The sequence below is a fragment of the Okeania hirsuta genome (assembly GCF_003838195.1).
In the GTDB taxonomy this organism is placed as follows: Bacteria; Cyanobacteriota; Cyanobacteriia; order Cyanobacteriales; family Microcoleaceae; genus Okeania; species Okeania hirsuta.
This window is the reverse complement of record NZ_RCBY01000004.1, coordinates 1-23,481: the sequence shown is the minus strand read 5'-3', so window position 1 is coordinate 23,481 and position 23,481 is coordinate 1. Positions and strand designations below refer to the sequence as shown.

Genomic DNA, 23,481 nt, shown 5'->3' with positions numbered 1-23,481 from the left:
ATAACTGATAATTGATAACTGATAACTGAAATGACATGGTGAAACTTCCAACTGAGAAAAAAATCACAATTGCCCGATTTATTAGTAATTTGATTGTTGGGTTTAGAGCAATCTTTGGGCTTTCATCAATTACTAAAGTATATCGTCGAGGTTTACATTGGTCTCTTGATTTAAAAGAGGGTATAGACCTTGCCATTTATTTAGGAGTTTACGAGCCAGAAACAATCAAGGAACTAAAGCGTATTGTTAAGCCTGGAGATGTTGTTGTGGATATCGGTGCTAACATCGGCGCACTAACCCTTCCCTTAGCTCAATATGTGGGAGTTGATGGATGTGTTATTGCTTTTGAACCAACCTCATGGGCCTATGGTAAGTTACAGAATAACTTATCTTTAAACCCTCATTTGCTTAATCGGGTTAAGACTGAGCAGATGATGTTACTAGAGGAGGAAAAAGAACTGCCATCTTTTGTGTATTCGAGCTGGAATCTGTCGGCGAGCGAGGACAAACTGACGCACCCACAACACAAAGGAAGATTAATGACTACTGATGGGGGTCAAGGGATATCACTTGATGGATATTTCGAGAAGAATCCCCACAATAAAGTCGATCTGATTAAATTAGATGTGGATGGCTATGAACTAGCTGTTCTTAAAGGTGCAAGGAAACTGCTTTTACGAGATTCCCCCAAGATAATTCTTGAGATGGCTCGTCAGAATGAGGAAGAGGAAAAACAGTTAGAGAAATTGCTTGCTGAGTTAAAAGATGCTCAATATCGATTAGTACATTTAACTGCTAAATATCCAATTATGATGACAAAGGAGGCGATCGAAAAATTATGTCCTCCTGGTGGAAGTATAAATGTTCTCGCACTTCCTCAATAAAACCATTCCAAATCTAATTTTGGATATCTTTATTAATATCATGTCCGGATAATTAGCGATCAAAAAACTTGCTTCTCCTAAGACCTTAAAACTTTCTCCTCTTCCCTCCTGACTTCTGACTCCTGAGGACTGACTCCTCCCTACTTATTTATAACTATTCAACCGGACATAATATAACAGGAAATCTAATGGATATTTTGGGGATAGAAAAACTACTATACTTGATTTTTGTCATTACCATCGTTTTAGTGACTCTATGTTCTCTGGCAAGTTATTTAGGGAAGTTTCATTTTCTGCTCGAACTAACCTGCCATTTTAAAATCCAATATACATTTCTTAGCTTGTTGGGGATCTCGTTTTTTTTATGGGTTGGCAATTATCTCTGGTTGCTGATTAGTTTATTCTGCCTGACGATTAATTTGTTAGAAGTAATCCCGTTTTATATTTCCCGAAATATAATCAAAGATGGGAGCGTTCAAAAAATCAGATTTTTGGAAGCGAATGTCTTCTATATGAACCAACAGTATGAGCGATTAATCTCTGAAGTCAAAGAAGAAAATCCCGATGTAGCCATATTTATAGAAGTGACTGATGCTTGGGCAGAAAAATTAGAACTTTTACAACAAGATTATTCTTATTGGGTGATTCATCAAGATCCACAAATTGCTTTCGGTAAAAATATAAATTTGGGAATAGCAGTTTATAGTAAGATACCTCTAAAAAATACATCGATACAAGATTTAGGAGGAGGAAGAAAAACCGTAAGTACCCAAGTTGAGATTCAGGGAAAAACTCTCTCAATATTAGCAACCCATCCTACTTGGAGTATTGGAAAATATAAGTTTAATTTGAGGAATAAACAACTATCAGAAATTGCCAGTTATGTAGCAAGTCAGAAAAGCTCAATTGTAGTCATTGGGGATTTGAATATAACGATGTGGTCTCCATATTACAAAGAGTTGATTCGTAATTCTGGACTGTATAATGCACGAACAGGCTTTGGTATGATTCCCACTTGGCCAAGCTTCATCCCGTTATTATCTATTCCAATAGACCATTGTTTGGTAAGTCAAAATATTAGGGTTGTCAAAATAAAAAGTGGTAAAAATATAGGTTCAGATCATTTACCTTTAATCACAGATTTAATCATTACTGGTAACAGAATATAAATTTGGTAGTCCTGTATTTTGTTCAAGTACAAATCGTGGCATTATATTAAAATAATCCCTAAAATTTGGCAATTTTGACTCAAATCTAACTTTTGAATTTTGACTTTTGAATTTTGACTTTTAAACTATGGTGCATCCAAAAGAAATATACGACTTATTATTAGATTACGGCAACACAAGTACTCCAATCAAAGAAATATTAATTGGTTTAACCTGGACTTTGTGCGAAACAGAAGGCATTGGTTTATGTATGAGTCCAGGTACAGTTACACGCACATTACCTTGGTCAGGAACTCTGGTAAATAAACCTGTGAAAGAGTTGGCATCCTGGTTACGCTCTTGGAATAGCTTTGAGGCAACTGTGGGAATGGCAGCTATTAATGCTGAGATAAATGGGCAATCTCGACTTCCGACTCAAGCGGAACCCTTATCTCCATACGGACCAGGAAATTTGGCAGTATTTGAATATTTTCTACCAATGATTCGGGGAAAAAAAGTTGTTATTATTGGTAGGTATCCTCGGTTGTCTCGTTATGAGAATGAGATGGAAATAACTGTCATCGAACGGCAACCGGGAGCAGATGATCTTCCCGACACTGCATCAGAATATTTATTACCGGAGGCGGAATGGGTGTTTTTGACAGCGACTTCTATTGCTAATAAGACCTTTCCTCGGTTAGTGGAGTTGGCAAAAAATTCTCAGTTAGTTTTGATGGGTCCGACTATGCCTTGGTTAGCAGAGTTAAAGGAATTTGGGATTGATTATTTGGCAGGAGTTACTGTTAGTAATGCTGAAGTTTTAAGACAAACTGTTGCGGAAGGGGGTGGGGTAAGAATTTTTGAAACAGGCGTGCAATATCATGTATTGAAGTTGTAGTATAGGAGGCAACAGCGGTGCGACCCCCCGTCGGTAGCAGACGCAAGGGAAGGTGGATCAAGAGAGGGAACAGTTCAAGGTAGTGGTGCATAGTAATGGTAGAGAGAGCGTGGGGAGTGTGGGGAGATGGGGAGTGTGGGAAGAAATTAAAAAATATGGCGTTGGTGATTTGAGGTATGATATCATGTCCAGATAATTAGGGATAGAACTCCGTTCCGCGCTCTGCGTTAACGTGCTTTGTGCGCCAGCAAACAAAAAACATTCTCCTTCTGTTCCTCTTTACTTCTTCTTTCTTCCCTCCTGACTCCTAAGTAATGCGCGATTAATATCATACACGCGCTTCACCAACACCAAAAATATATATCTTCACCATTACGCGAGTAGAACTACCCAGTTCAAATAAAAACACTATAAGAGCTTTATTATAACTAATTAGGGTTTGCTGAAAAAGTCTTATGGGTGAGGGTAGGAGTCAGGAATCAGGAGTCAAGAGTCAGGACAAATGAGAATTACAGAGGATGTAGTTGGAAGAATTATCCCTTAATTTTTCTGACCTTGTCTGCACAAAATGCTAATATGCATGAGGTTTCTTGACCGAAAAGCTGGCACTTTTTTTCAACCTAATATCATGTCCGGATAATTAGTTATAAAAAAACTTTCTCCTTCTTCTCCTGTTGTTCTTCTTTATTACCTCTTTTCTCCTGACTCCTGACTCCTGACTCCTGACTCCTCCGTAGTTATTTATTTATCACTGTTTAACCGGACATGATATAAGAAGGCTGAAACCTTTATATGCCAATGCTTTTATAGTTCATCAGCAACCCCTAATTAAATGGACATAATATTAGGTTCATAAACTAAATTTCCTGCTAAATAAGTAGCTTTAACTACTCGTTCATCTCCCAAAATAATCAGGGTAAATAATTCATCAATAATGTCAGTTAATAAATCGGAATTATTTCGAGAATTCCGCAACTTTAACAACGGAGTTACTCTGGTATCTAGCACAACTAAATCTGCTTCTTTCCCTACATCAAAATTGCCAATTTTATCTTCCAGGGATAGAGACTTTGCTCCTCCTAAAGTAGCCAGATAAAAAGCTTTTAAAGAAGATAAATTTTGTCCCTGTAATTGAGATACTTTATAAGCGTCGTTCATAGTTTGAAATATTGAAAAGCTAGTGCCACCTCCCACATCTGTACCTAAACCAACTTTCACTGGAGTTTGTTGAGATTTTGCTGTGTGTAGTTGGAATAAACCACTGCCTAAAAATAGATTTGAAGTCGGACAAAATGCAATAGTTGAACCTGCTTGTGAGAGTCGATTAAATTCAGAATCACTGAGATAAATACCGTGGGCAAAAATTGATTTATTACTAACTAAACCAAACTTTTCATAAACATCTAAGTAGTCTTTACTATTAGGAAAAAGCTGGGCAACTTTCTCAGTTTCAGATTTTTGTTCAGATAAATGTGTATGTACATACACATCTGGAAATTCTTGTTTGAGAACTCCAGCTAGATGTAGTTGTTCTGGGGTAGAAGTAATGGCAAATCTCGGAGTAATGGCGTATAGAAGTCTGCCTTTACCATGCCATTTTTTAATCAAATTTTTGCTATCTTCGTAGCTAGTTTCTGGAGTATCCAACAAATAATCTGGAGCATTCCGATCCATGAGCATTTTACCAGCAATTATCCGCATATTTCGTAGTTCTGCTACTTCAAATAAGGCATCAACTGACTGAGGATAAACTGTGGTTAAAACTAAAGCACTTGTCGTGGCATTTTTTAGTAGTTGATCTAGAAAAAAGGATGCTATTTGTTGAGCGTAGGTTTGATCTTTAAATTTTCCTTCTGCTGGGAAAGTGTATTTATCTAACCATTCCAAAAGTTGTTTACTAGAGGAGGCAATTATTTCTGTTTGGGGATAATGGATATGAATATCGATAAATCCTGGTAAAATTAGCATTCCTGGATAAGAAATAATAGGAATTTCAGGATATTTAGGCTTTAATTTGTCGTAGTTTCCTAGTTCTTGAATTATGCCTCTGGAGATAATCATTAAACCATCATGAATATAACGAACGGTTTCTAATTCTGGATAGTAAAACGGATCTGCAACAAAATCTAGGAATGAACCCCTGATGGCTGAGATGTTAATATTTTGATTCATTTTTATCTGATATTTTGGTAAGAGTATATATGAAGAAAATGGGTTGATAAGCTTGAGTTAAGTTTGCAAGGAAGAAGGAAAAAGGGTTTAGTTAGAGCTTGCTGATTAAATCTCAAAGTTTTTACAGATAAAGGTTTTAGCCTTCACGGCAGCTATGATTTTCTTCTAAAATTCTGTCTCCTGTCTCCTGACTCCTTCTCCTATACTACATTTTGTGGTGCGGAATGTGGGTTGATCCTTTATCTCACAATAGTTTTGAAATGCTTGTCACCCCTTGAGAAGAGCATCTTAGTTTTGTGCGATACATGAGATAATAAAATGAAGTAAATAAAATCAGGGCAAACAATCCAGCCGAAACTACGGATGTTGTGAGCGGAATCAACAATAAAGAAGTCAACAATTCAATTCCAATTAAACTAATCAAAATCCAAACCACCATTTGACGTTCCATCAGACTACAAAGAATTGCTCCTGTTGGCGCACCAACTACCACAACCGGAACCGCCGCTAACCAATAATTACTGACGGGAGTAACAAAATCCCCCAGGATAAAGTTATGAATTAAAAAGCCTGTGACGGCATTAATTGCCATCAAAATCACTGAAGTAGGAGTGCTAACTTTCTCACACAAACCAAATAGTAACACCATTACAGAGTAGGCAAAAACATCCATTCCACTTCCGACTAAACCGCTAATCATACCACCCATTAATCCGACGACTAGAGATAAAATTTTTTCTCGTTTACCCCAGTGTTCAATAGTAAATTTCCGTTCATTCTTAGTTAAATTTAAGTGAATTAAAATGAGGGCAAAACTGCCAATCATCATTGTAAATGAAATTTTTATGACTTCGGGAGGAAGTAAAGGAGCCAGAAAAGCTGTTCCCATAAAAATACCTGGAATTCCCCCTAAACTCACCCAACGAATTAACTTCCATTCTACTTGAGTTTTCATAGCCACAATCGTAAAAGATGCGGCACTCATGCCAATACTTTGAATGGCTAAAGAAAAGAGTTTTGCATCAGGGGGAGAGACGTGAAGCCACTTTGTTAAAGCTGGAAAAGCAACTGCGCCTCCTCCCATACTTGTCGCTCCTGCAACCATGGAACCAAAGACCATTGTGAAGGCAAATTCCCAATGTTCAATCAGGTTATAAATAGCTCGACTAGGTTCAAGAATAATCAGCCAGCTTGTCCAAACTGTGAGTACACACAATAGACTATAACGAATGGAACGTTGGGATAAAATCAACTGAAATAATGAATACATAAACTTTAAACTATTGAAGATTATTTTTTTATAAAAAAGCTAATTTTATCAGCTTTTTGATTGCGGCTTTGATCAAATATAATTAATATCCCTTAAGTTGATTATTAGTAAACAAATTGATATAATATCATCCTAGGTTAAATACTTATACTTTGGCAGAGGAAAGGCAGAGGGCAGAAGGCAGAAGGCAGAAGGAAGAGAGCAAAGTTTGAAGTGAAGAAGTTTTTATAACTAATCATCCGAACATGATATAACAGGGATTAAAAATCCTCATATTTTATTACTGATTTAAAAAACAGTCAAAAAAAACAACTCGTGAGTTGAGTTTTATCAGTTGTAAAAATTTTGCAAATCAGTTTATCCTCAAAAAGTGATGGGTTGTTGATATTTGATGAATAGTGTTTTTCAATAGACATCTCCAGAGATGTCTGGAATCATAAAATTACATAATGCATAATATTTCTGTTGAAATAGCACCAGACATCTCTATCTATTGTGATGAACTTAGAAAGGAAGAGGTCCAGGAACTTGAATTCCTTTCTGAACCGCAGGACGTTCTGCAATTTGATCGTGCCATGCGATTAAGCAGGAAAACTGATCGAAGCCAAATCCCATACGTTTAGCAGTATAAACCCAACCCCAATGGGCAATATCTACAATAGAGTATTCATCACCGCAGAGATATTTTTGCTGCTTCAAACGTTGTTCAAGGACACCATACAGCCTTTCAGTTTCTTTGGTATAGCGTTCAATTGCGTAAGGGATTTTTTCAGGAGCAAACAAGGCAAAGTGCGCTCGTTGTCCGAACATTGGTCCAATAGAAGCCGCTTGGAAAAACAACCATTGAATTGCTTCCCAACGACCTTGAGTTGATTGTGATACTAACCGTCCAGTTTTATCTGCAAGATAGAGTAAAATTGCACAGGATTCAAATACCGTTTGTCCAGTTTCTTGATCTACAATTACTGGAACTTTAGCATTAGGATTGAGTGCAACAAATTCTTCTTTGAATTGTTCTCCCTCATAAACATTTATATGCTTTACAGTGTAAGGGAGTTCAAGTTCTTCCAAACAAATAGAAATTTTGTGACCGTTTGGGGTATTGTGTGTGTACAGTTCAATCATTGAAGACTCCTAGGTTGAGCAGTGAAATTTTCAGTTAACTTGATGTGAAAGCCCCCTAAATCCCCCAATTTAGGGGGACTTTTAGAAGCAAGTTGACTCTTATTCCCCCCAAATTTGGGGGTCTAGGGGGGCAAAATGTCAGTATTCCGGATAATTTATCTTGTTTTTTTTGATAAGTTATTACTCAAAAATAATAATGCCAATACAATCACCAATCCGGAATTAAAAATTGAAGGTTCAGGTACAGATTGACGGGGATATTCTTGAGTTGCTTCGACAATACTCAGCACTTCAGAAACCTCAGAAAGAGATTTCTGAGCCTGATTTGCAAATAAATTATGAGAACGGACAGTAGGATGAATCGGATTCCAGAATACAAATTCATCAGGATTGGTTGCATTCGTATCTAAAAAAGCCTCTGTGACATTAGAAAACCCAAAGTTAGCTGGATTTTCTATAGCTTGATTCAGGGCTGAATACATATCAACCTGAATAATATTGATATCTGAATTTTGTTCAACTTCTTCTAAAGCTGTTTGCAACGCTGCATTATGATCTTGAGTAACTTGTGCCAGTCTTTGCTGAACTTCAGGAGAACCATTAACAGCAAGGGGAATTGCACCTAAATCAAAAAGATTAGGTATCATAATATTTTTTGCCCCTGCATCGGCTAATTTATCAATTGTTGTTAATAAGTTGGTAATGGGTGTATCAACTTCCGTTAGACTTAAACCCACATAATCATTACCGCCTCCCCAAACCATATAAAGTGCATCGGGATCGGCAACAGGATTTTCGGCGACAAAATCATCAATTTGTGTTTGGATTCCGGGTAAAGGCAGTAGGTTATCGGGTAAAACATCTGTTCTCGGATTGAGAACATTATCGGTTCCTGTCGTTGCACCTCCATAGGCGACATTATTTTCAGGATTTATCTCTAAACCCAACTCAGGGATTAAAGTTTCAATCCAAATTATCCCATTGGTAAAACGTCCTTCAAAATTTGGAAATTCTGGAAAAATACCGTTAGTCAGTTCAAACAAATTCCCATCATCAGAAAAACTATCTCCAAAGACATAAACATCGCTAAAAAGTTTGCCGGGAAGATCACCCTGATATTGACCAACTGTTAGGTAATGATCGAGGGGACTGTTGGCAGTACCATTTGCGATCGCATCAGCCACTTCTGGATATTGAGAAAGATAAAAATCTTCATCAAAGATTTGATCGATAGTGATGCTCATCAAAAATTTCTCCTTGTCCTAGTTGAGTTATCAATTTAAGTCCTGGAGCAGGATTTTTTCCACTCCAGTTTTTATTTTCTGAGATTAAAAAAGTCTGACGCTAAACTTCTGTTTATAAAGTTTTAGAAGACTTTGTTTTAGATGAATTAAACATGAAACTACGTTCTACATTCCATTGATTTGACTTGCGATTTTTGAGCATTAAACCTGCACCGATTGTACCAAAAGCTAACAAACCAACAGGGAAAGAAGACTCAGGGATTGATCTTGTCCTAATAATAGCCTGGTCTGCTAGCAGACCAATAGAAGCTCCACCCGTAGGATTTTTTAAGAATAAGTCAATGGTGTTAATGTCATTAGGTAGGGGAATATTTACCCTTTGAAAACTCTCGCCAATACCAAACTCAATTGGGATTTCAGTTCCAGTACCTAGAAAAATGCTACCACCAACAATATCCTCAACAGCACCAGTGCGGATTACATCTACTGTTGCGACAGAAGACCCTTCCTCAGTGAAGAATTGATTACCGGCAAACTCTAGTGAGCTAGGAAATATAAGCCCGTTTGCTGGGGCGGCTTCCAAAAGTTCTTCAGGATTTACAGGAGGTTGATTAAATGGATCTGTTACGGGCTGACCGACTTCCCGGAAAAAGTCTTCAACTCCTGTAGGTTCATAATAAATGAGTAGCCTCGCCAAATCTGATGTCTGATTTCGGAAGGCGTGCTTGCCATTTTCGGGGCCAAAAATAAGCGTTTCAGGTGGTGTCAGTGCTGTTTGGTCTTCTAATTGAAACTCTAAAGTACCATCCAGCATGAAAAACCACTCAGCTTCATTTTCATGGAAGTGTAATGGAGTACCACCACCAGGGACAACAACCACATCTAATAGGGTGTATTGTTCATTAGTGGTCTCGCCTGTTTCAACAAAGGAAATTCGTCCACCTGCAACCCATGCAGTTTCTAAATCTTGGTAGAATAAAGATGTCGCTGAGATATCATCTAACCCGGCTACATAATCAGTGATAGCCGTGGGAATGGGGCCATTCAAAAAATCATAGATATCAATCGGGCTAGATGTTTCTGTCGAGCTAGATGTTTCTGTTGAGGAATCCTGTTGTTCATGCTCATGGAAATGTAAACCAACGTGAGCTTGTGCGGGGAAACTGATTCCTAAAGCTAATAGAAATGAGCTAGCGACGTAAAATGCGGTAGACTTAGTTTTTGTATTCATTAATAAAAATAGTTGCTGGAGACCCACACTATAAAGTGTGTTTTAGTGTTGGGAGGAAAGCAACCAGCATATAAATTACTTTCCCCTAAAATTTGAGAACAAACTTAATTGATCGCCCGAAGTGCACCATTAAACTTTTTACATCTAGTAGTCAACTCAGAAGTATCAAACAATGACAATTGAATTGGGCTATCTAAGTTCCCTCTTTTCTGGAGATGTCTAATGATTTACTGATTTACGATTTTTATTCAACAGAGCGCCTGCACTGCAAGCCATGAGTAGTAAACCAGAAATCAAAGAAGGCTCAGGAATATTTACATTGTCTTGATCATCTGGAGTACCAAATGTCATAACAAAATCTTCTAATTTAGAGGGATTATCAGTCGTAAATAGTAGAGTGCGAGCGGAAAATGTTTCAAAGTTACTAAAACTGTACTTGCTTCCTTCTGGCAAGTAAATAAAGGTATCCGGATCGGCACTAAAGGATTGATCGGCAACATTAATAGTTAGCTCTCCATCCAACGTGTAGAGTGCTAAATCGGTTGGAGCTGTTAATAATTCTTCAATCCCTGAGTTTTGTTCGGGAATAAAGACATCAAATAATGAGAGCAGTCCTTCCGTTTGATTCAGGTTAGCAACCTGTGTATAATTACTTCCACCTAACCAAAAAGAATTCGGATTCGGATCAGGGAGTAACAGAGGAAAATCATCCGGAGAATACCCATCAATTAAGGTGTAAGTATTATCCTCACCCAAGGTGAAAAGGGCTTTATTTTGTAGGAGTGCAATACTGGTATCAATCGGATCAACTAAGGTCAGTTCAAAGTTCTGATTTTCTGCACCTTCAATACCAGTAATCTCTAAGTTTTGAATTCGTTCTCCATCCCCAAAGGTAACAGGAATTTCAGCAACAGTTGAGTCATCTTCAGGATTACTAACAATCAGTGTCGCACTCGCTTCTCCATCAGCTTCACCCGGACGAATTACAACAAGTTCAGGATCACCCTCTTGCGTAATTCCAAATTGAGGGGGAGTAATGAGTAATGAGTCAGGTGCCACTACCCCAAAATCCCTCAACAGTTGGAAGCCACCCTCTAATAATTCAGGTGTTGGAAGTTGAGGAAAAGGTGGATTATCAGAGGTTCCCGGTTGACCCAAAAGTTCAAATAGGCCATCAATTCCAGCCGGGATTACAAACTCTATGTGACGGGCAGGTTCTTCACCCGCATTAACAAAAGCATGGAGAACATCTTTCGGTTTAGAAATGAAGGTTCCAGGTGTCGCAGTAAAGAGTTGGTCTTCAAGTTGATAGGTTATTTCTCCCTCAAGAACGTAGACAAACTCATCTTCAAGGGTGTGATAGTGAGGTAGTGGTCCACCCGGTAAGGTAATGAAATCAAAAAGTGCTAACTGACCATCAGTATTGTCACCAATTTCAACAAACTCTGCGTTGTCACTGAATAGCCAAAAGCCCGGACGGTCTACATCAGGTAATACAACTGGAGTGTCACCATTTGCTGTGATTTCAAGAGTATTTGAAGCTTCAGTAGCATTGGTCGGAATGGTAAAAGAAGAAACATTTGAGGAATCCTGTTGTCCATGCTCATGGAAATGTAAACCAACGTGAGCTTGTGCGGGGAAACTGATTCCTAAAGCTAATAGAAATGAGCTAGCGACGTAAAATGCGGTAGACTTAGTTTTTGTATTCATTAATAAAAATAGTTGCTGGAGACCCACACTATAAAGTGTGTTTTAGTGTTGGGAGGAAAGCAACCAGCATATAAATTACTTTCCCCTAAAATTTGAGAACAAACTTAATTGATCGCCCGAAGTGCACCATTAAACTTTTTACATCTAGTAGTCAACTCAGAAGTATCAAACAATGACAATTGAATTGGGCTATCTAAGTTCCCTCTTTTCTGGAGATGTCTAATGATTTACTGATTTACGATTTTTATTCAACAGAGCGCCTGCACTGCAAGCCATGAGTAGTAAACCAGAAATCAAAGAAGGCTCAGGAATATTTACATTGTCTTGATCATCTGGAGTACCAAATGTCATAACAAAATCTTCTAATTTAGAGGGATTATCAGTCGTAAATAGTAGAGTGCGAGCGGAAAATGTTTCAAAGTTACTAAAACTGTACTTGCTTCCTTCTGGCAAGTAAATAAAGGTATCCGGATCGGCACTAAAGGATTGATCGGCAACATTAATAGTTAGCTCTCCATCCAACGTGTAGAGTGCTAAATCGGTTGGAGCTGTTAATAATTCTTCAATCCCTGAGTTTTGTTCGGGAATAAAGACATCAAATAATGAGAGCAGTCCTTCCGTTTGATTCAGGTTAGCAACCTGTGTATAATTACTTCCACCTAACCAAAAAGAATTCGGATTCGGATCAGGGAGTAACAGAGGAAAATCATCCGGAGAATACCCATCAATTAAGGTGTAAGTATTATCCTCACCCAAGGTGAAAAGGGCTTTATTTTGTAGGAGTGCAATACTGGTATCAATCGGATCAACTAAGGTCAGTTCAAAGTTCTGATTTTCTGCACCTTCAATACCAGTAATCTCTAAGTTTTGAATTCGTTCTCCATCCCCAAAGGTAACAGGAATTTCAGCAACAGTTGAGTCATCTTCAGGATTACTAACAATCAGTGTCGCACTCGCTTCTCCATCAGCTTCACCCGGACGAATTACAACAAGTTCAGGATCACCCTCTTGCGTAATTCCAAATTGAGGGGGAGTAATGAGTAATGAGTCAGGTGCCACTACCCCAAAATCCCTCAACAGTTGGAAGCCACCCTCTAATAATTCAGGTGTTGGAAGTTGAGGAAAAGGTGGATTATCAGAGGTTCCCGGTTGACCCAAAAGTTCAAATAGGCCATCAATTCCAGCCGGGATTACAAACTCTATGTGACGGGCAGGTTCTTCACCCGCATTAACAAAAGCATGGAGAACATCTTTCGGTTTAGAAATGAAGGTTCCAGGTGTCGCAGTAAAGAGTTGGTCTTCAAGTTGATAGGTTATTTCTCCCTCAAGAACGTAGACAAACTCATCTTCAAGGGTGTGATAGTGAGGTAGTGGTCCACCCGGTAAGGTAATGAAATCAAAAAGTGCTAACTGACCATCAGTATTGTCACCAATTTCAACAAACTCTGCGTTGTCACTGAATAGCCAAAAGCCCGGACGGTCTACATCAGGTAATACAACTGGAGTGTCACCATTTGCTGTGATTTCAAGAGTATTTGAAGCTTCAGTAGCATTGGTCGGAATGGTAAAAGAAGAAACATTTGAGGAATCCTGTTGTCCATGCTCATGGAAATCAAAACCAAAGTGAGCTTCTGCTGGAAAACTGATTCCCAAAATTAATAGAAATGAACTAGCGACGTAAAATGCGGTAGACTTAGTACTGGCATTCATGGGTATACCTGCTAAAAATTTTGACAATGTAATGGTCTGAAATTCCCTGGTCTCCCAAGGAATCTCGAAAATTATACAATACCAACGTAGTTTCGGGCAAAATTCTTAGCAAATGTTGATGAAGTTGTTAATTGAGAGAGCTTAGATTCACTGAGTTTACGTCGAAAACGTACATCCTCTAAATCCTCTCCTTCCGGTGAGTGCAACATTGTTAACAAGCTGTAGGAGAATTCTTGAGCACGCCAGATGTAGGGCAAGCGAATTTCGGAGTAGCGGTTTAGATAAGAAAGATCGTGGTTTTCGAGATAGTAGCTAATCAATGTCTCTGCTAAAACTCCCGCATCTTGCACCGCTAAATTTAAGCCTTTTCCACCCATTGGGGTAATAATATGAGCTGCATCTCCTGCTAATAATAATCGTTGATAACCCATGGGTTCCATCACATAATTCCGCAGCTCCATAATACGCTTTTGAAAGATTTCGCCTTCATTTAACGGACATCCTTCTTTAGCAAGCCGCTGGTGTAAATTAGCCCAGATGTGCTCATCTGACCAATCTTCTAAAGTATCGGTGCTGGGAATTTGAAGGTAATAGCGAGAAATCTTGCTATTGCGAAGCATATGAGCTGCAAAACCATCTGGATGTACACCATAAAGAGTATACTGGGCTGAAGGGGGAGCGTAGGCTAAAATTGCTAACCAGCGATAGTTGTATTGTTTGCTGTAAATCTCTACAGCTTCAGGGGGAACAGATTGACGAGCTAACCCATGATAACCATCACATCCAGCTACAAAATCCGCTTGAATCGTTACAGTTTTTTGACTATCTAAATCATAACATTCAACTTCGACTTTGTCATCACTTTGAACAATCTTTTTTCCTTCATGATGAAAAAGTAACTTACCACCATCCTTGATATATTTTTCAATCAAATCATCGTTGAGATCACTTTGAGGATAAACATAATGAACATCTCCTCCACTTAAGCTTCCATATTCAAAAGTTAGGCTTTTATCAGGATAGCGAAACTCACAAGAACCGTGAGTATAAGCATTTTTCAGCAGGGTATCCGCCAGGTCATTTTTTTTAAGGACTTGAACTGTTGTACTTTCAATCACTCCGGCTCGTCCTCTGGCATAAATTTCTTCACGATTATACTTATCAATCACAATACAATCGATTCCATTTCTGAGCAAAATATTGCCGAGAACAATACCAGCTGGACCGCAACCAAGAATACAGACTGAGGTTTTTAACTGTGTGGTCTTTGTCATCGTAAACTCCTAATTTTGGTCAATCTTTTGGAAAAGAGGTGGGTATTTCACTCACCTCATTGATGATAGAAAATGAATCCTTAAACCGTAACAGGTTGCTTAACAACTGAAGGGAAGTGAATCTTTTTTCGGAGTTGTTGAGTCATTGGATGCAAGTCACGGGGTTGAGTTCTGGGGCGGAATAATCCATCCTTTTCCCATCGGTGTTCATTGAGGCTAATTGCCCAAGCATTTAACCAGGCAGACTCCGGAAAATCAGCTAATTTTTCAGGCATTGTATCTTCAAGTGCCATGCGAAAAATAACCTGGGCAAGTTCCTCAAACATTTCCAAACTAGCAATATGATCATCAATGAGTTGCTGTTCCGTTTTATTGGATTGTAAATTCCGCGATCGCAATTGCTTGATGAAATCCATTTCTAAGTAATCAAGATACTCATAAGTTCCCCGATTTTGCGAGAGTTCTGCCCAGTCTATAAACAACTTTTGCATCCGGTGAGCTAACAGAAAAAATCGACCTGAACCTTGACGAATTTTTGCCCGTTTTTCAGAGTCAAGGAAAATCGAATTAAACATCAGAGGCGCACTAAATGCCCAGCCGGATAGGGTATCCCAAATTACCTTAATTGCCATCACTAAATCTTTATCAAAGCAGGAGTAAACCTTATGAATATTATCTTTTACCCCTTCGGCATAAGTGAGTAAAAAGCGATTGGCTTCCGCGACTATTTCTGAAGTCAAGTTACCTTGCAAATCCGCTTCAATCATCTGAGTGACGAGAGAATTTCCAAATCCAATTAGGTCAGTACCAGGAGAATAGAAGGGATCGGGAAATACTCCAGCTTCACCAACACAAGCCCAACGATTATTTGAAAAAATTTGTTTAGAGGAATAGCTATAGTGAGGCATCTTCATAAATTTTTGAGTTGAAATCCCTTGAAGATGATTAGCTAAAGTAGGTTCATAGGTTTGGAGCCAATTAAATGTTTTTTCCTCAGTGTTATGTTGTTTGAAAGGATGAACCGTTTCATCAGTGACAATCCCAATACTGGTATAGTTATTGGGGAGGGGAATCATCCAAATCCAGTAGCCTTTTCCACACAAGTGATTGGTTGAATAATATCGTTGATTTCCCGGGACACGCTCATGCCAGTTTTGGTTACTTTTGGGAACAAAATCACTGACATCAACCCGTTCATTGACCCAGAACCAAACCGCACTATGTTTAGAACTATTTCGTTGAGCTAAACCCAGTTTTTTCTGCAAAAATCTACGACGACCCATCGCATCAATAACCCATTTAGCTTGAATGGTATTCTTTTGCTTCGTGTCATCTTGAGTGTAAACAATTTCATGGAAGTCTTGATTATTTTCAGATAGGATCATATCAAGAACCTTGCAATTTTCTAAAAATTCAATTCCTGCTTCGATGTTTAAGTTTCGCAGATCATTTTCAAACTTACCTCGGTCAATTTGATAGGAGGAAGGAGAATGAAATTTAGATAGTCCGAGTTCAGGACGTTCTTCAAATTTACCTTGAGCATCACCTAAGAAGAAACGCAGTCCCAACTTTGGCATATGATTCAGTTTGAAATAACCATCACCAAATTGGAGTGTTTCAGCCAGATAATAGGAACCCACTTCAACCGTTGATTCTCCAACTTTAAAAGCACCTTCAGGTAGAGGTCGAGCCAAACGATCTAGGACAATAATAGAAAGATCGGGCATTGTTAACTTCAACTGTCTAGCTAAAGTAGAACCCGCTAAACCACCACCGCAAATTGCTACATCATAAGTCATTGTATTCATTGTGAAATCTCCTGCTGTATTGAGAGTAAACATTATTTCGGTTAACATTAATTCAAGGAAAAGTGAGACTAACCTAAGCAAGCTTTTAAAATCTCAGCTAAGACCTGTACATTTGGTCGATCAAAAATTGAATAATGGTCTCCCGGTACATCGTAAATTTCTAATTTATCCCTAGAAAAATTACTCCAACCATGTTCAGGATCACGAGTTTCCCAATCTGCTTGATTCGGTAAATAAAACTTGTTGAATTTAGCAGATTTTTTAGCCCGAAACAGGGTAATTTTACCGGAATAAACTTGTGGTGAATAAACCCACTTTGCCTGCATATTCGCCTCAGCTACGATCGCACGACTGAGATGATGAGGTAGAGGTTTTCCTAAACCTAGATAAAGCTGGCAAAGGATTGCTTGCAGTTGGCGTTGAGTAACGTCTTTGAGTTCCTCAAATAGTGACTTGGATAGTCCCAATTGGGATAAGTATTTGAAGTAGTGTTGGTTTCGGAATACAAGGCGAGGAAAAGCACTTTTATTGAAAGTGTCAAACATCACCAGTAATGCCACCTTTTCTCCTTGTTGTTGAAGTTGTTGTGCCATCTCAAAAGCAATCGTACCTCCCATAGAGTTTCCCCCTAGAAAATAGGGACCATGGGGTTGAACACTGCGAATTTCTTGAAGATAATTAGTCGCCATTGCTTCGATTGTAAAGTCAGGCATTTGTTTGCCATCTAACCCTTTAACTTGCAATCCATAAAACGGTTGTTCTGAACCTAGAGATTTGGCTAATTCTCGTAAATTCAATACATTTCCTTGTTGTCCATGAATGCAGAAGAAAGGGGGTTTAGAACCACGAGGTTGAAGTGGAACTAATGAAGACCAAGGGAGAGAAGATTCGTTTTCAGCAAGAATTTCGGCTAGTTGTTCAATGGTTGGAGATTTTAGTAGTGTTGCCAAAGGTAACGTTTTACCAAAGGTTTGTTCAATTTGAGTAAACAAACTCATCGCCATTAAGGACTGTCCACCTAAATCAAAGAAGTTATCTCGAATTCCAATGGATTCAATTCCTAATACTTTACTCCATAATTGAACGAGTTTGAGTTCAGTTGAATTGCGGGGTGCAAGATAAGCAGGTTTAGAATAATTACTGGGTGGTTTTAATGTAGATTGATTGGCTCGTTTCTCCTCTAATTGTTGTTGTTCAGTTGCGCTCAAAGGGAGTAAATCCAAGATAGACTGCTCTGGATTGATTAAAATGTTTTCCAGAATAGTACGATAATGCTCCTGCATTTTAGCAATGGTTGCTTCCTCAAATAAATCAGCATTGTATTTGAATATAGCAGCAAAAGTATCACCTTCTGGAATCAGATAGAGATAGAGGTCAAAATCCGCTGTTCCGCTATCAAGATTAAAGGTTTCGACATTTAAATCGGGTAAGTTTAAGGTATGAATTGTTGTATTTTGCAGTGCAAACATCACCTTAGATAGAGGAGTTTGCAGTAAATTTAGAGCGTTAATAATTTCTTGAATGGGTAAATCTTGATAAGCGTAACCTCCGGAAACAACCTGACGAACTTGACTCAAAAACTCCCGAAACGTTTGGTTTACGTTCAACTGTGTCCGTAGAATCAGTAAGTTCGCAAAGTAACCGATTAATCCCTTTGTTTCTTTCCGACTCCGATTCGCAATTGGACTACATACAAAAAAATCGTCTTGGTCAGAGTAGCGATATAATAGCACATTAAATGCAGCTAATAACGTTGCAAATAATGTTGCTCCTTGTTTTCGACTGAAGCTTTTAAGTTGAGTCGTGAGTTCAACAGAAAGTAACTGTTTATTGTAGGCACTAGAATGGGTAGGATTAGTCGGATAAGGATAGTCAGTTGGCAGCTTTAAGGCTTGTAAATTATCGCCAAGTTGTTGCTTCCAATAGTTTAGCAAAGTCTCTTTAAACTCACCTTGAATACATTGACGTTGCCAAACCGAAAAGTCCGCATACTGCACTGGAAGTTCTGGTAGTGGTGAAGATTGACCGAGAGAAAATGCTTCGTAGAGTGTTGATAACTCCTGAAATAAAACTCCTTTTGACCAAGCATCGACGATAATATGGTGAACATTCAGTAACAGAAAATAATCCTGTTCATCAAGTTGAAAAAGTGTTCCTCGAAACAGAGGCAGTTGAGTCAATTCAATCGGTTGCTCAATATCTCCCTTCACTAATTCCATTACCTTATTTTCCCGTTGTTTTTGAGGGAAGTTCTGTAAATTAATTACAGATAAACGAAAGGAAAAAGAGGAGTGAATGACTTGAGTTGGTTGACCTTCAACTAAGGTAAAAGTCGTTCGCAAAGCCTCGTGACGTTGAATAAGTTCATTCAGACTTTGCTCTAAAGCTAATGGATTAAGTGAACCGGAAATGCGAAACCCAAATGGCATATTATAAGCAGCAGCTTTACTTGGTTCCAACTGTTGTAAAAACCATAACCGCTCTTGAGGAAAAGAGAGAGGAAGTGGATTTTCTCGGGAAACAGAGACTAAGGGTGGAGCTTGATTTTGTAAGCTAATGACCGTTCTCATTGCTTCCCATAACTCCTTTTTAGCAGCCACTGATTGAGTTGAATTATTGGTAACTGGAGAAGTTTTCTGTTGTTTTTTGTTTAATGTTTCGAGTGACATATTATATCATGTCTGGTTGAATAATTACACTTTGGAGGAAGGAAGGCAGAAAGCAGGAGGCAGAAGGGAAGAAAGCTATGGGTAGGGTGTGTTAGCGGTAGCGTAACGCACCGAAACCCTAAATAGATTGTTATAGTGCTACGCATTAAGGCTCTTGACATTTCTAAATCCTAAAACCCTTTATTAGTCTACTATTCCCTATTCCCTATTCCCTATTCCCGATTCAAGTAGCGCTATAAAATTTAACAACTTTTCTTTTCTTCAATCATCTCCACAATTGTTGAGATATTTTGAAAGTTCTCAAAACTAATCTCACTCACATCTAACTCAATTTCAAAAGTCTCTTGCAAGTTAGAAATTAGAGTCATCGTGTTAATTGAATCTAGACCCAAGTTGAAGATATCTACATCGTCTTGCAACTCTTCTAAGGTCACATCGGGTAGAACTTCCAAAACTAACCCTTGAACTTGTTCTTGAATTCTTGTAGTTGTAATCATGGTATTATGCTCGTTAAAAAATTAGTATTTGGACTGTGATGATATCGGTTTAAACTAATTCCTTTCTCAGAATTTTTCCGAGTGGACTTTTGGGAATATCTGGGCGAAATTCAATGATTTTGGGAACTTTAAACTCCGCAAGACGCTGCTTACAAAATGAAAGAATCTCTTGGTCGTCAAAATTTTTTCGACTTTTTTTGACAATTACAGCTTTAACCAACTCGCCAGCATAAGATCCTTTTACACCAACAACAACAGCTTCTTTAATGTGAGGATGATTCATCAAAATATCTTCTACTTCTATCGGGTCAACTTTGCGACCTCCGGTATCAATGAGCAGCTTCTTGCGACCAGTAATATACACTCGACCCCACTCATCTTTTTTCCCTAAATCACCTGTATAGAAACATCCTTCCTTAAAGACTTGTTGATTCAGTTCTGGCTGATTAATATAACCTTGAGTTAGAGAGCGACTTTTGATCACAACTTCTCCACTCATTCCCATGGGTTGCTCATTTCCACTTTCATTAACAATTTTGAGTTCAACATTATTGAGCGGAAATCCAACAGAGTGATAAATTTTGTTGATGTCTTCCTCTAAATTAATTGCCACAGATCCAGCCTCAGTACAGCCATAAAGCTGTCGAATAGGAATCTTAAATCGCTGCCAAAACTTATCAAAAATGTCTTTGGATAAAAAGTTTCCGGCTGAAAAGCATAATCTCAAACTAGATAGGTTCACCAAGGTTTTTGTTCGAGTTTCTGCTAAAGCATTGAAGATATAAGGTACTGCCGGAAAGATGGTAATCTTCTCCGTTTTAATCAGTTCAAAAATTCGGGGGCACCGGAAGACAAAGGGAACCTCAACAGGTGTACCATCCTTCTGCAAAACCTGTTCTAAAATAACTAAGGTTGCACCATTACAAGTGGCTGCGAGGAGACAATTTCCTAACCCATGAGCATGATACATCGGAACTGCACAAAGAATATTATCTGAGGGCTGAATTTGGGTGGTTTCTGCGAAGTTTTTTACCTCATGGCAAAGACTCGCCTGGGTGCGTGCAATTCGTTTTGGTTTCCCCGTTGAACCGGATGAATATTGATACAGAAGATCAGAAGAAAGAGCTTTTTCTGAATAGTCTTGATGTTGAAATTTTCCTGGCAGAATTAGATGGTATATATAGTGGCTTTCGGGATAAACACCATCCACAACAATCAACTCAATTTTTCGGTCAATATTTGCAATAATATCCTGACAAATTTTGGCACGTTTGAGGTCAGTAATTACTGCTTTTGCCTTGCTATCCCTGAGACAATAACTCAGTTCTTCGGCTTTGAATAAATGATTGAGAGGCAGAACAATTCCCTGTAACTGAGCAACAGCATAGAAGCTATAAACAAACTCAGGACAGTTGGGTAAAACGAAAGCGACACAATCACCTTTGCCGATTTCTAGAGAACTTAATCCCTCACTTAATCCTTGAACTTTGAAGTTAAGTTGCTCATAACTAATTCGGGACTCATTATAGACAATTGCTGTATGTTTGGGAAAGGAATGAGCCGCTTCTTTCAACTGTTTAATAATCATAATTTTACCTCTATTGTGCCACTTGAACAACCGATGCTATTAGACATCTCTTCCAAAAGAGGGAGTAGGGAGTAGGGAGTAGTGGGAAAGAATTGATAATTTCTTTACGATAGTTGATTTTCTTTTTTATTATTGGAGATGTCTATTAGAAATTTCGCCTAAAACTATTTTCCGGAAACTTCTCTGTAATCATCATGGTGTACTGATGATTGGAGATGACGCAGTAGCTTCTATACAGGAGATTGTCTTTGGGTTGAATCTGGAAATAATCTGCTAAATCCCCTGCATGTTCTTTGCCAAGTTCGACATTTTCTTTGAAGATTTCCACTTTGTTCTCGATCCAGAGTTTCCCAATGGGAGTTTTGGTCTGTAACAGTTGGTTTCGCATTTTTTCATTCAGTCTGTCGAGAACTAAAATTGAATCCGCATAGACATAGTTGCGGTCACTCATCTTACCTTGAAGTAGCACTTTGCGAGCGATAACTTCTGTGCCTTTTTTGAGGTTCATCGGCACGATGTCTTCTTCAAGTTGAATCTCGTCTTCAAACAGCTTTTTGATTTTGATTGCTTCCCCCGAGTAAGCTTCAATCATATCTGTAACAGTGCCGTTTGTTGTGAGTAATATTCGCTGAAATGGGCTGAGTAATACAGGTTCGATGTAATTCCGCTTTCGCGGAAAGTGTTGGGAAAAAATTGGTCTTAAGACTAGGGTTTGAGCGTTCATATGCATTATTTTTCTAGAATTGGCTAAAAAGACATGTTTGATCAGATATTGTGAGTTGAATCAATCTAAGTTAGCCTTCAATTTTTCCTTCAACTCACAACAAAATTTAAACAATGGCACTTAATTTTTTGGTGGCTTGAGGGGATGAAGGGGCGAGGGCTAACTTTTCTGGCCAACGACCCACTGTTTTACCAATAACTGTCATTTCTTGCATCAGGTCTTGATAGCGATGAGGTGTCAAGGATTGAGGACCATCAGACAGAGCTTGGGAAGGGTTGGGATGAACTTCTATCATCAGAGCATCAGCTCCTGCTGCAATTGAAGCCATTGCCATTGCCGGGACGTATTCGGCTTTACCTGTCCCGTGACTGGGGTCAATCATAATGGGAAGGTGAGTCAGTGTCCGCAAGACAGGAATCACGGATAAATCGAGGGTATTCCGGGTATATTTGCGGTCATGGGTGCGAATTCCCCGTTCACACAAAATAACATTGGGATTTCCCGCTGCTAAAATATATTCAGCCGCCATTAACCATTCCTCAATGGTTGCTGACATTCCCCGCTTCAGCAGAACCGGTTTCTCTTGAGCACCAACTTTTTTTAATAGAGAAAAGTTCTGCATATTACGAGCACCAACTTGGAGAATATCTGCAACAGCTGCTATCTTTTCGATGTCGGATGCATCCATTACCTCGGTGATAATTCCCAAGCCAGTTTCTTGACGTGCAATGGCTAGCAATTCCAAACCACTCTCACCATGTCCTTGAAAAGCATAAGGAGAAGTCCGAGGTTTGTAAGCTCCACCACGTAGGAAATGAGCACCTGCTGCTTTAACTTGTTGGGCGGTTTCGACAATCATCTGTTCATTTTCAACCGAACAAGGACCGGCAGTTTGAACGATGGGACTGTGTTCGCCAAAAGTAACAGAACCGTTCGGTGTCTCAACAATAATTTCACTGGGTTCACCATGTCGGAAGTCTCGACTTGCGCGTTTAAAGGGATGTTCAACTCGTGAGACTTTTTCAATAAAAGGACTGACAGCTTGAATTTTTAAGGGATCGAGTTCAGCCGTTTCACCGACTAAACCAATAACCACTCGGTGTTTGCCGATGATTTTTTCGACGCTGACTTTGTATTGGGACAGTTCGTCTTTAATGTGTTCAATTTCGACTGTCGGAGTGGCTGCTTTGAGGACAATTATCATGCTTTATTTCCGTTGAGATTGGGTTTGCTGAACAGAATGATGGAGAAAGGTTTGAGATAGCAGATGTGGGTTAAACTAACATCTCTATTTCTGTCCCTGCCACCAGTTCTATTTCTATATCTGTAAATGGCTTAAAACTAGAGAAACTGTAATAACGAATTTACGTCATTTGAGCTAGTATTAATCTCAGGAATCAAGTTGTTTCCTGTAACTGTAAAGATGCGTATATCTGGTCTAAGTTAGGTTATGCATTTTTGAGAAGTTGGCTTCAAACTAGGGAAACTATAATTAAGTACCAAGTTTTCTGCATTTACTAAGCTGAAAA

At 38.8% G+C, this 23,481-nt stretch carries 18 protein-coding genes; 4 read left to right on the top strand and 14 right to left on the bottom strand.

Going from position 1 to position 23,481, the window contains the following annotated elements:
• Positions 1 to 35 precede the first annotated feature (35 nt).
• From D5R40_RS01365 to D5R40_RS34345, 4 genes are all read left to right on the top strand, one after another.
• Entirely contained in the window at positions 36 to 884 is an 849-nt protein-coding gene (locus D5R40_RS01365; protein WP_205127585.1) for an FkbM family methyltransferase, read from the top strand.
• 512 nt (positions 885 to 1,396) lie between these two features.
• Entirely contained in the window at positions 1,397 to 2,053 is a 657-nt protein-coding gene (locus D5R40_RS01360) for an endonuclease/exonuclease/phosphatase family protein (protein ID WP_161564640.1), read from the top strand.
• A gap of 127 nt (positions 2,054 to 2,180) precedes the next feature.
• Positions 2,181 to 2,930: a DUF364 domain-containing protein gene (locus D5R40_RS01355; protein ID WP_192901170.1), complete on the top strand. Its 750-nt coding sequence runs from the start codon at positions 2,181 to 2,183 to the stop codon at positions 2,928 to 2,930.
• A gap of 52 nt (positions 2,931 to 2,982) precedes the next feature.
• Positions 2,983 to 3,126, top strand: coding sequence for a hypothetical protein (locus D5R40_RS34345; protein ID WP_161564899.1), 144 nt, complete (start codon positions 2,983 to 2,985; stop codon positions 3,124 to 3,126).
• Positions 3,127 to 3,758: 632 nt separating this feature from the next.
• Here the strand turns inward: D5R40_RS34345 and guaD are convergent.
• The 14 genes from guaD to aroF form a co-directional block, all read right to left on the bottom strand.
• Entirely contained in the window at positions 3,759 to 5,102 is a 1,344-nt protein-coding gene (gene guaD / locus D5R40_RS01350; protein WP_192901261.1) for a guanine deaminase, read from the bottom strand.
• 244 nt (positions 5,103 to 5,346) lie between these two features.
• Positions 5,347 to 6,372 (bottom strand): sulfite exporter TauE/SafE family protein, encoded by a 1,026-nt coding sequence (locus D5R40_RS01345; protein ID WP_240041527.1) that lies wholly within the window; start codon positions 6,370 to 6,372, stop codon positions 5,347 to 5,349.
• A gap of 504 nt (positions 6,373 to 6,876) precedes the next feature.
• Positions 6,877 to 7,497 carry a glutathione S-transferase family protein gene (locus D5R40_RS01340; RefSeq protein WP_124146328.1) on the bottom strand — a complete coding sequence of 207 codons (621 nt, stop codon included), beginning with the start codon at positions 7,495 to 7,497 and terminating at the stop codon, positions 6,877 to 6,879.
• A gap of 155 nt (positions 7,498 to 7,652) precedes the next feature.
• Positions 7,653 to 8,741, bottom strand: coding sequence for an SGNH/GDSL hydrolase family protein (locus tag D5R40_RS01335; RefSeq protein ID WP_153183450.1), 1,089 nt, complete (start codon positions 8,739 to 8,741; stop codon positions 7,653 to 7,655).
• Positions 8,742 to 8,853: 112 nt separating this feature from the next.
• Positions 8,854 to 9,972 carry a cupin domain-containing protein gene (locus tag D5R40_RS01330; RefSeq protein ID WP_124154142.1) on the bottom strand — a complete coding sequence of 373 codons (1,119 nt, stop codon included), beginning with the start codon at positions 9,970 to 9,972 and terminating at the stop codon, positions 8,854 to 8,856.
• 219 nt (positions 9,973 to 10,191) lie between these two features.
• Positions 10,192 to 11,682, bottom strand: a complete 1,491-nt coding sequence (locus D5R40_RS01325; RefSeq protein ID WP_124154141.1) for a cupin domain-containing protein — start codon at positions 11,680 to 11,682, stop codon at positions 10,192 to 10,194.
• A 219-nt stretch (positions 11,683 to 11,901) separates the two neighbouring features.
• On the bottom strand, positions 11,902 to 13,392 hold the full coding sequence (locus D5R40_RS01320; protein ID WP_124146325.1) for a cupin domain-containing protein: 1,491 nt from the start codon (positions 13,390 to 13,392) through the stop codon (positions 11,902 to 11,904).
• Between the two features lie 71 nt (positions 13,393 to 13,463).
• Positions 13,464 to 14,666 (bottom strand): 4-hydroxybenzoate 3-monooxygenase, encoded by a 1,203-nt coding sequence (locus D5R40_RS01315; protein WP_124146324.1) that lies wholly within the window; start codon positions 14,664 to 14,666, stop codon positions 13,464 to 13,466.
• Between the two features lie 80 nt (positions 14,667 to 14,746).
• The gene (locus D5R40_RS01310) at positions 14,747 to 16,522 is read right to left on the bottom strand and encodes an NAD(P)/FAD-dependent oxidoreductase (RefSeq protein WP_124154140.1); all 1,776 of its coding nucleotides are present in this window, start codon (positions 16,520 to 16,522) and stop codon (positions 14,747 to 14,749) included.
• A gap of 20 nt (positions 16,523 to 16,542) precedes the next feature.
• Positions 16,543 to 19,143: a condensation domain-containing protein gene (locus tag D5R40_RS01305; protein WP_124154139.1), complete on the bottom strand. Its 2,601-nt coding sequence runs from the start codon at positions 19,141 to 19,143 to the stop codon at positions 16,543 to 16,545.
• A 242-nt stretch (positions 19,144 to 19,385) separates the two neighbouring features.
• The gene (locus D5R40_RS01300; protein ID WP_240039092.1) at positions 19,386 to 19,640 is read right to left on the bottom strand and encodes an acyl carrier protein; all 255 of its coding nucleotides are present in this window, start codon (positions 19,638 to 19,640) and stop codon (positions 19,386 to 19,388) included.
• Between the two features lie 49 nt (positions 19,641 to 19,689).
• A complete protein-coding gene (locus D5R40_RS01295) occupies positions 19,690 to 21,228 on the bottom strand; it encodes a class I adenylate-forming enzyme family protein (RefSeq protein WP_124154138.1) in 1,539 nt (512 codons plus the stop codon).
• Positions 21,229 to 21,373: 145 nt separating this feature from the next.
• The gene (locus D5R40_RS01290; RefSeq protein ID WP_282433598.1) at positions 21,374 to 21,952 is read right to left on the bottom strand and encodes a chorismate--pyruvate lyase family protein; all 579 of its coding nucleotides are present in this window, start codon (positions 21,950 to 21,952) and stop codon (positions 21,374 to 21,376) included.
• A gap of 106 nt (positions 21,953 to 22,058) precedes the next feature.
• Positions 22,059 to 23,156 (bottom strand): 3-deoxy-7-phosphoheptulonate synthase, encoded by a 1,098-nt coding sequence (gene aroF, locus D5R40_RS01285; RefSeq protein WP_124146319.1) that lies wholly within the window; start codon positions 23,154 to 23,156, stop codon positions 22,059 to 22,061.
• Positions 23,157 to 23,481: the final 325 nt, after the last annotated feature.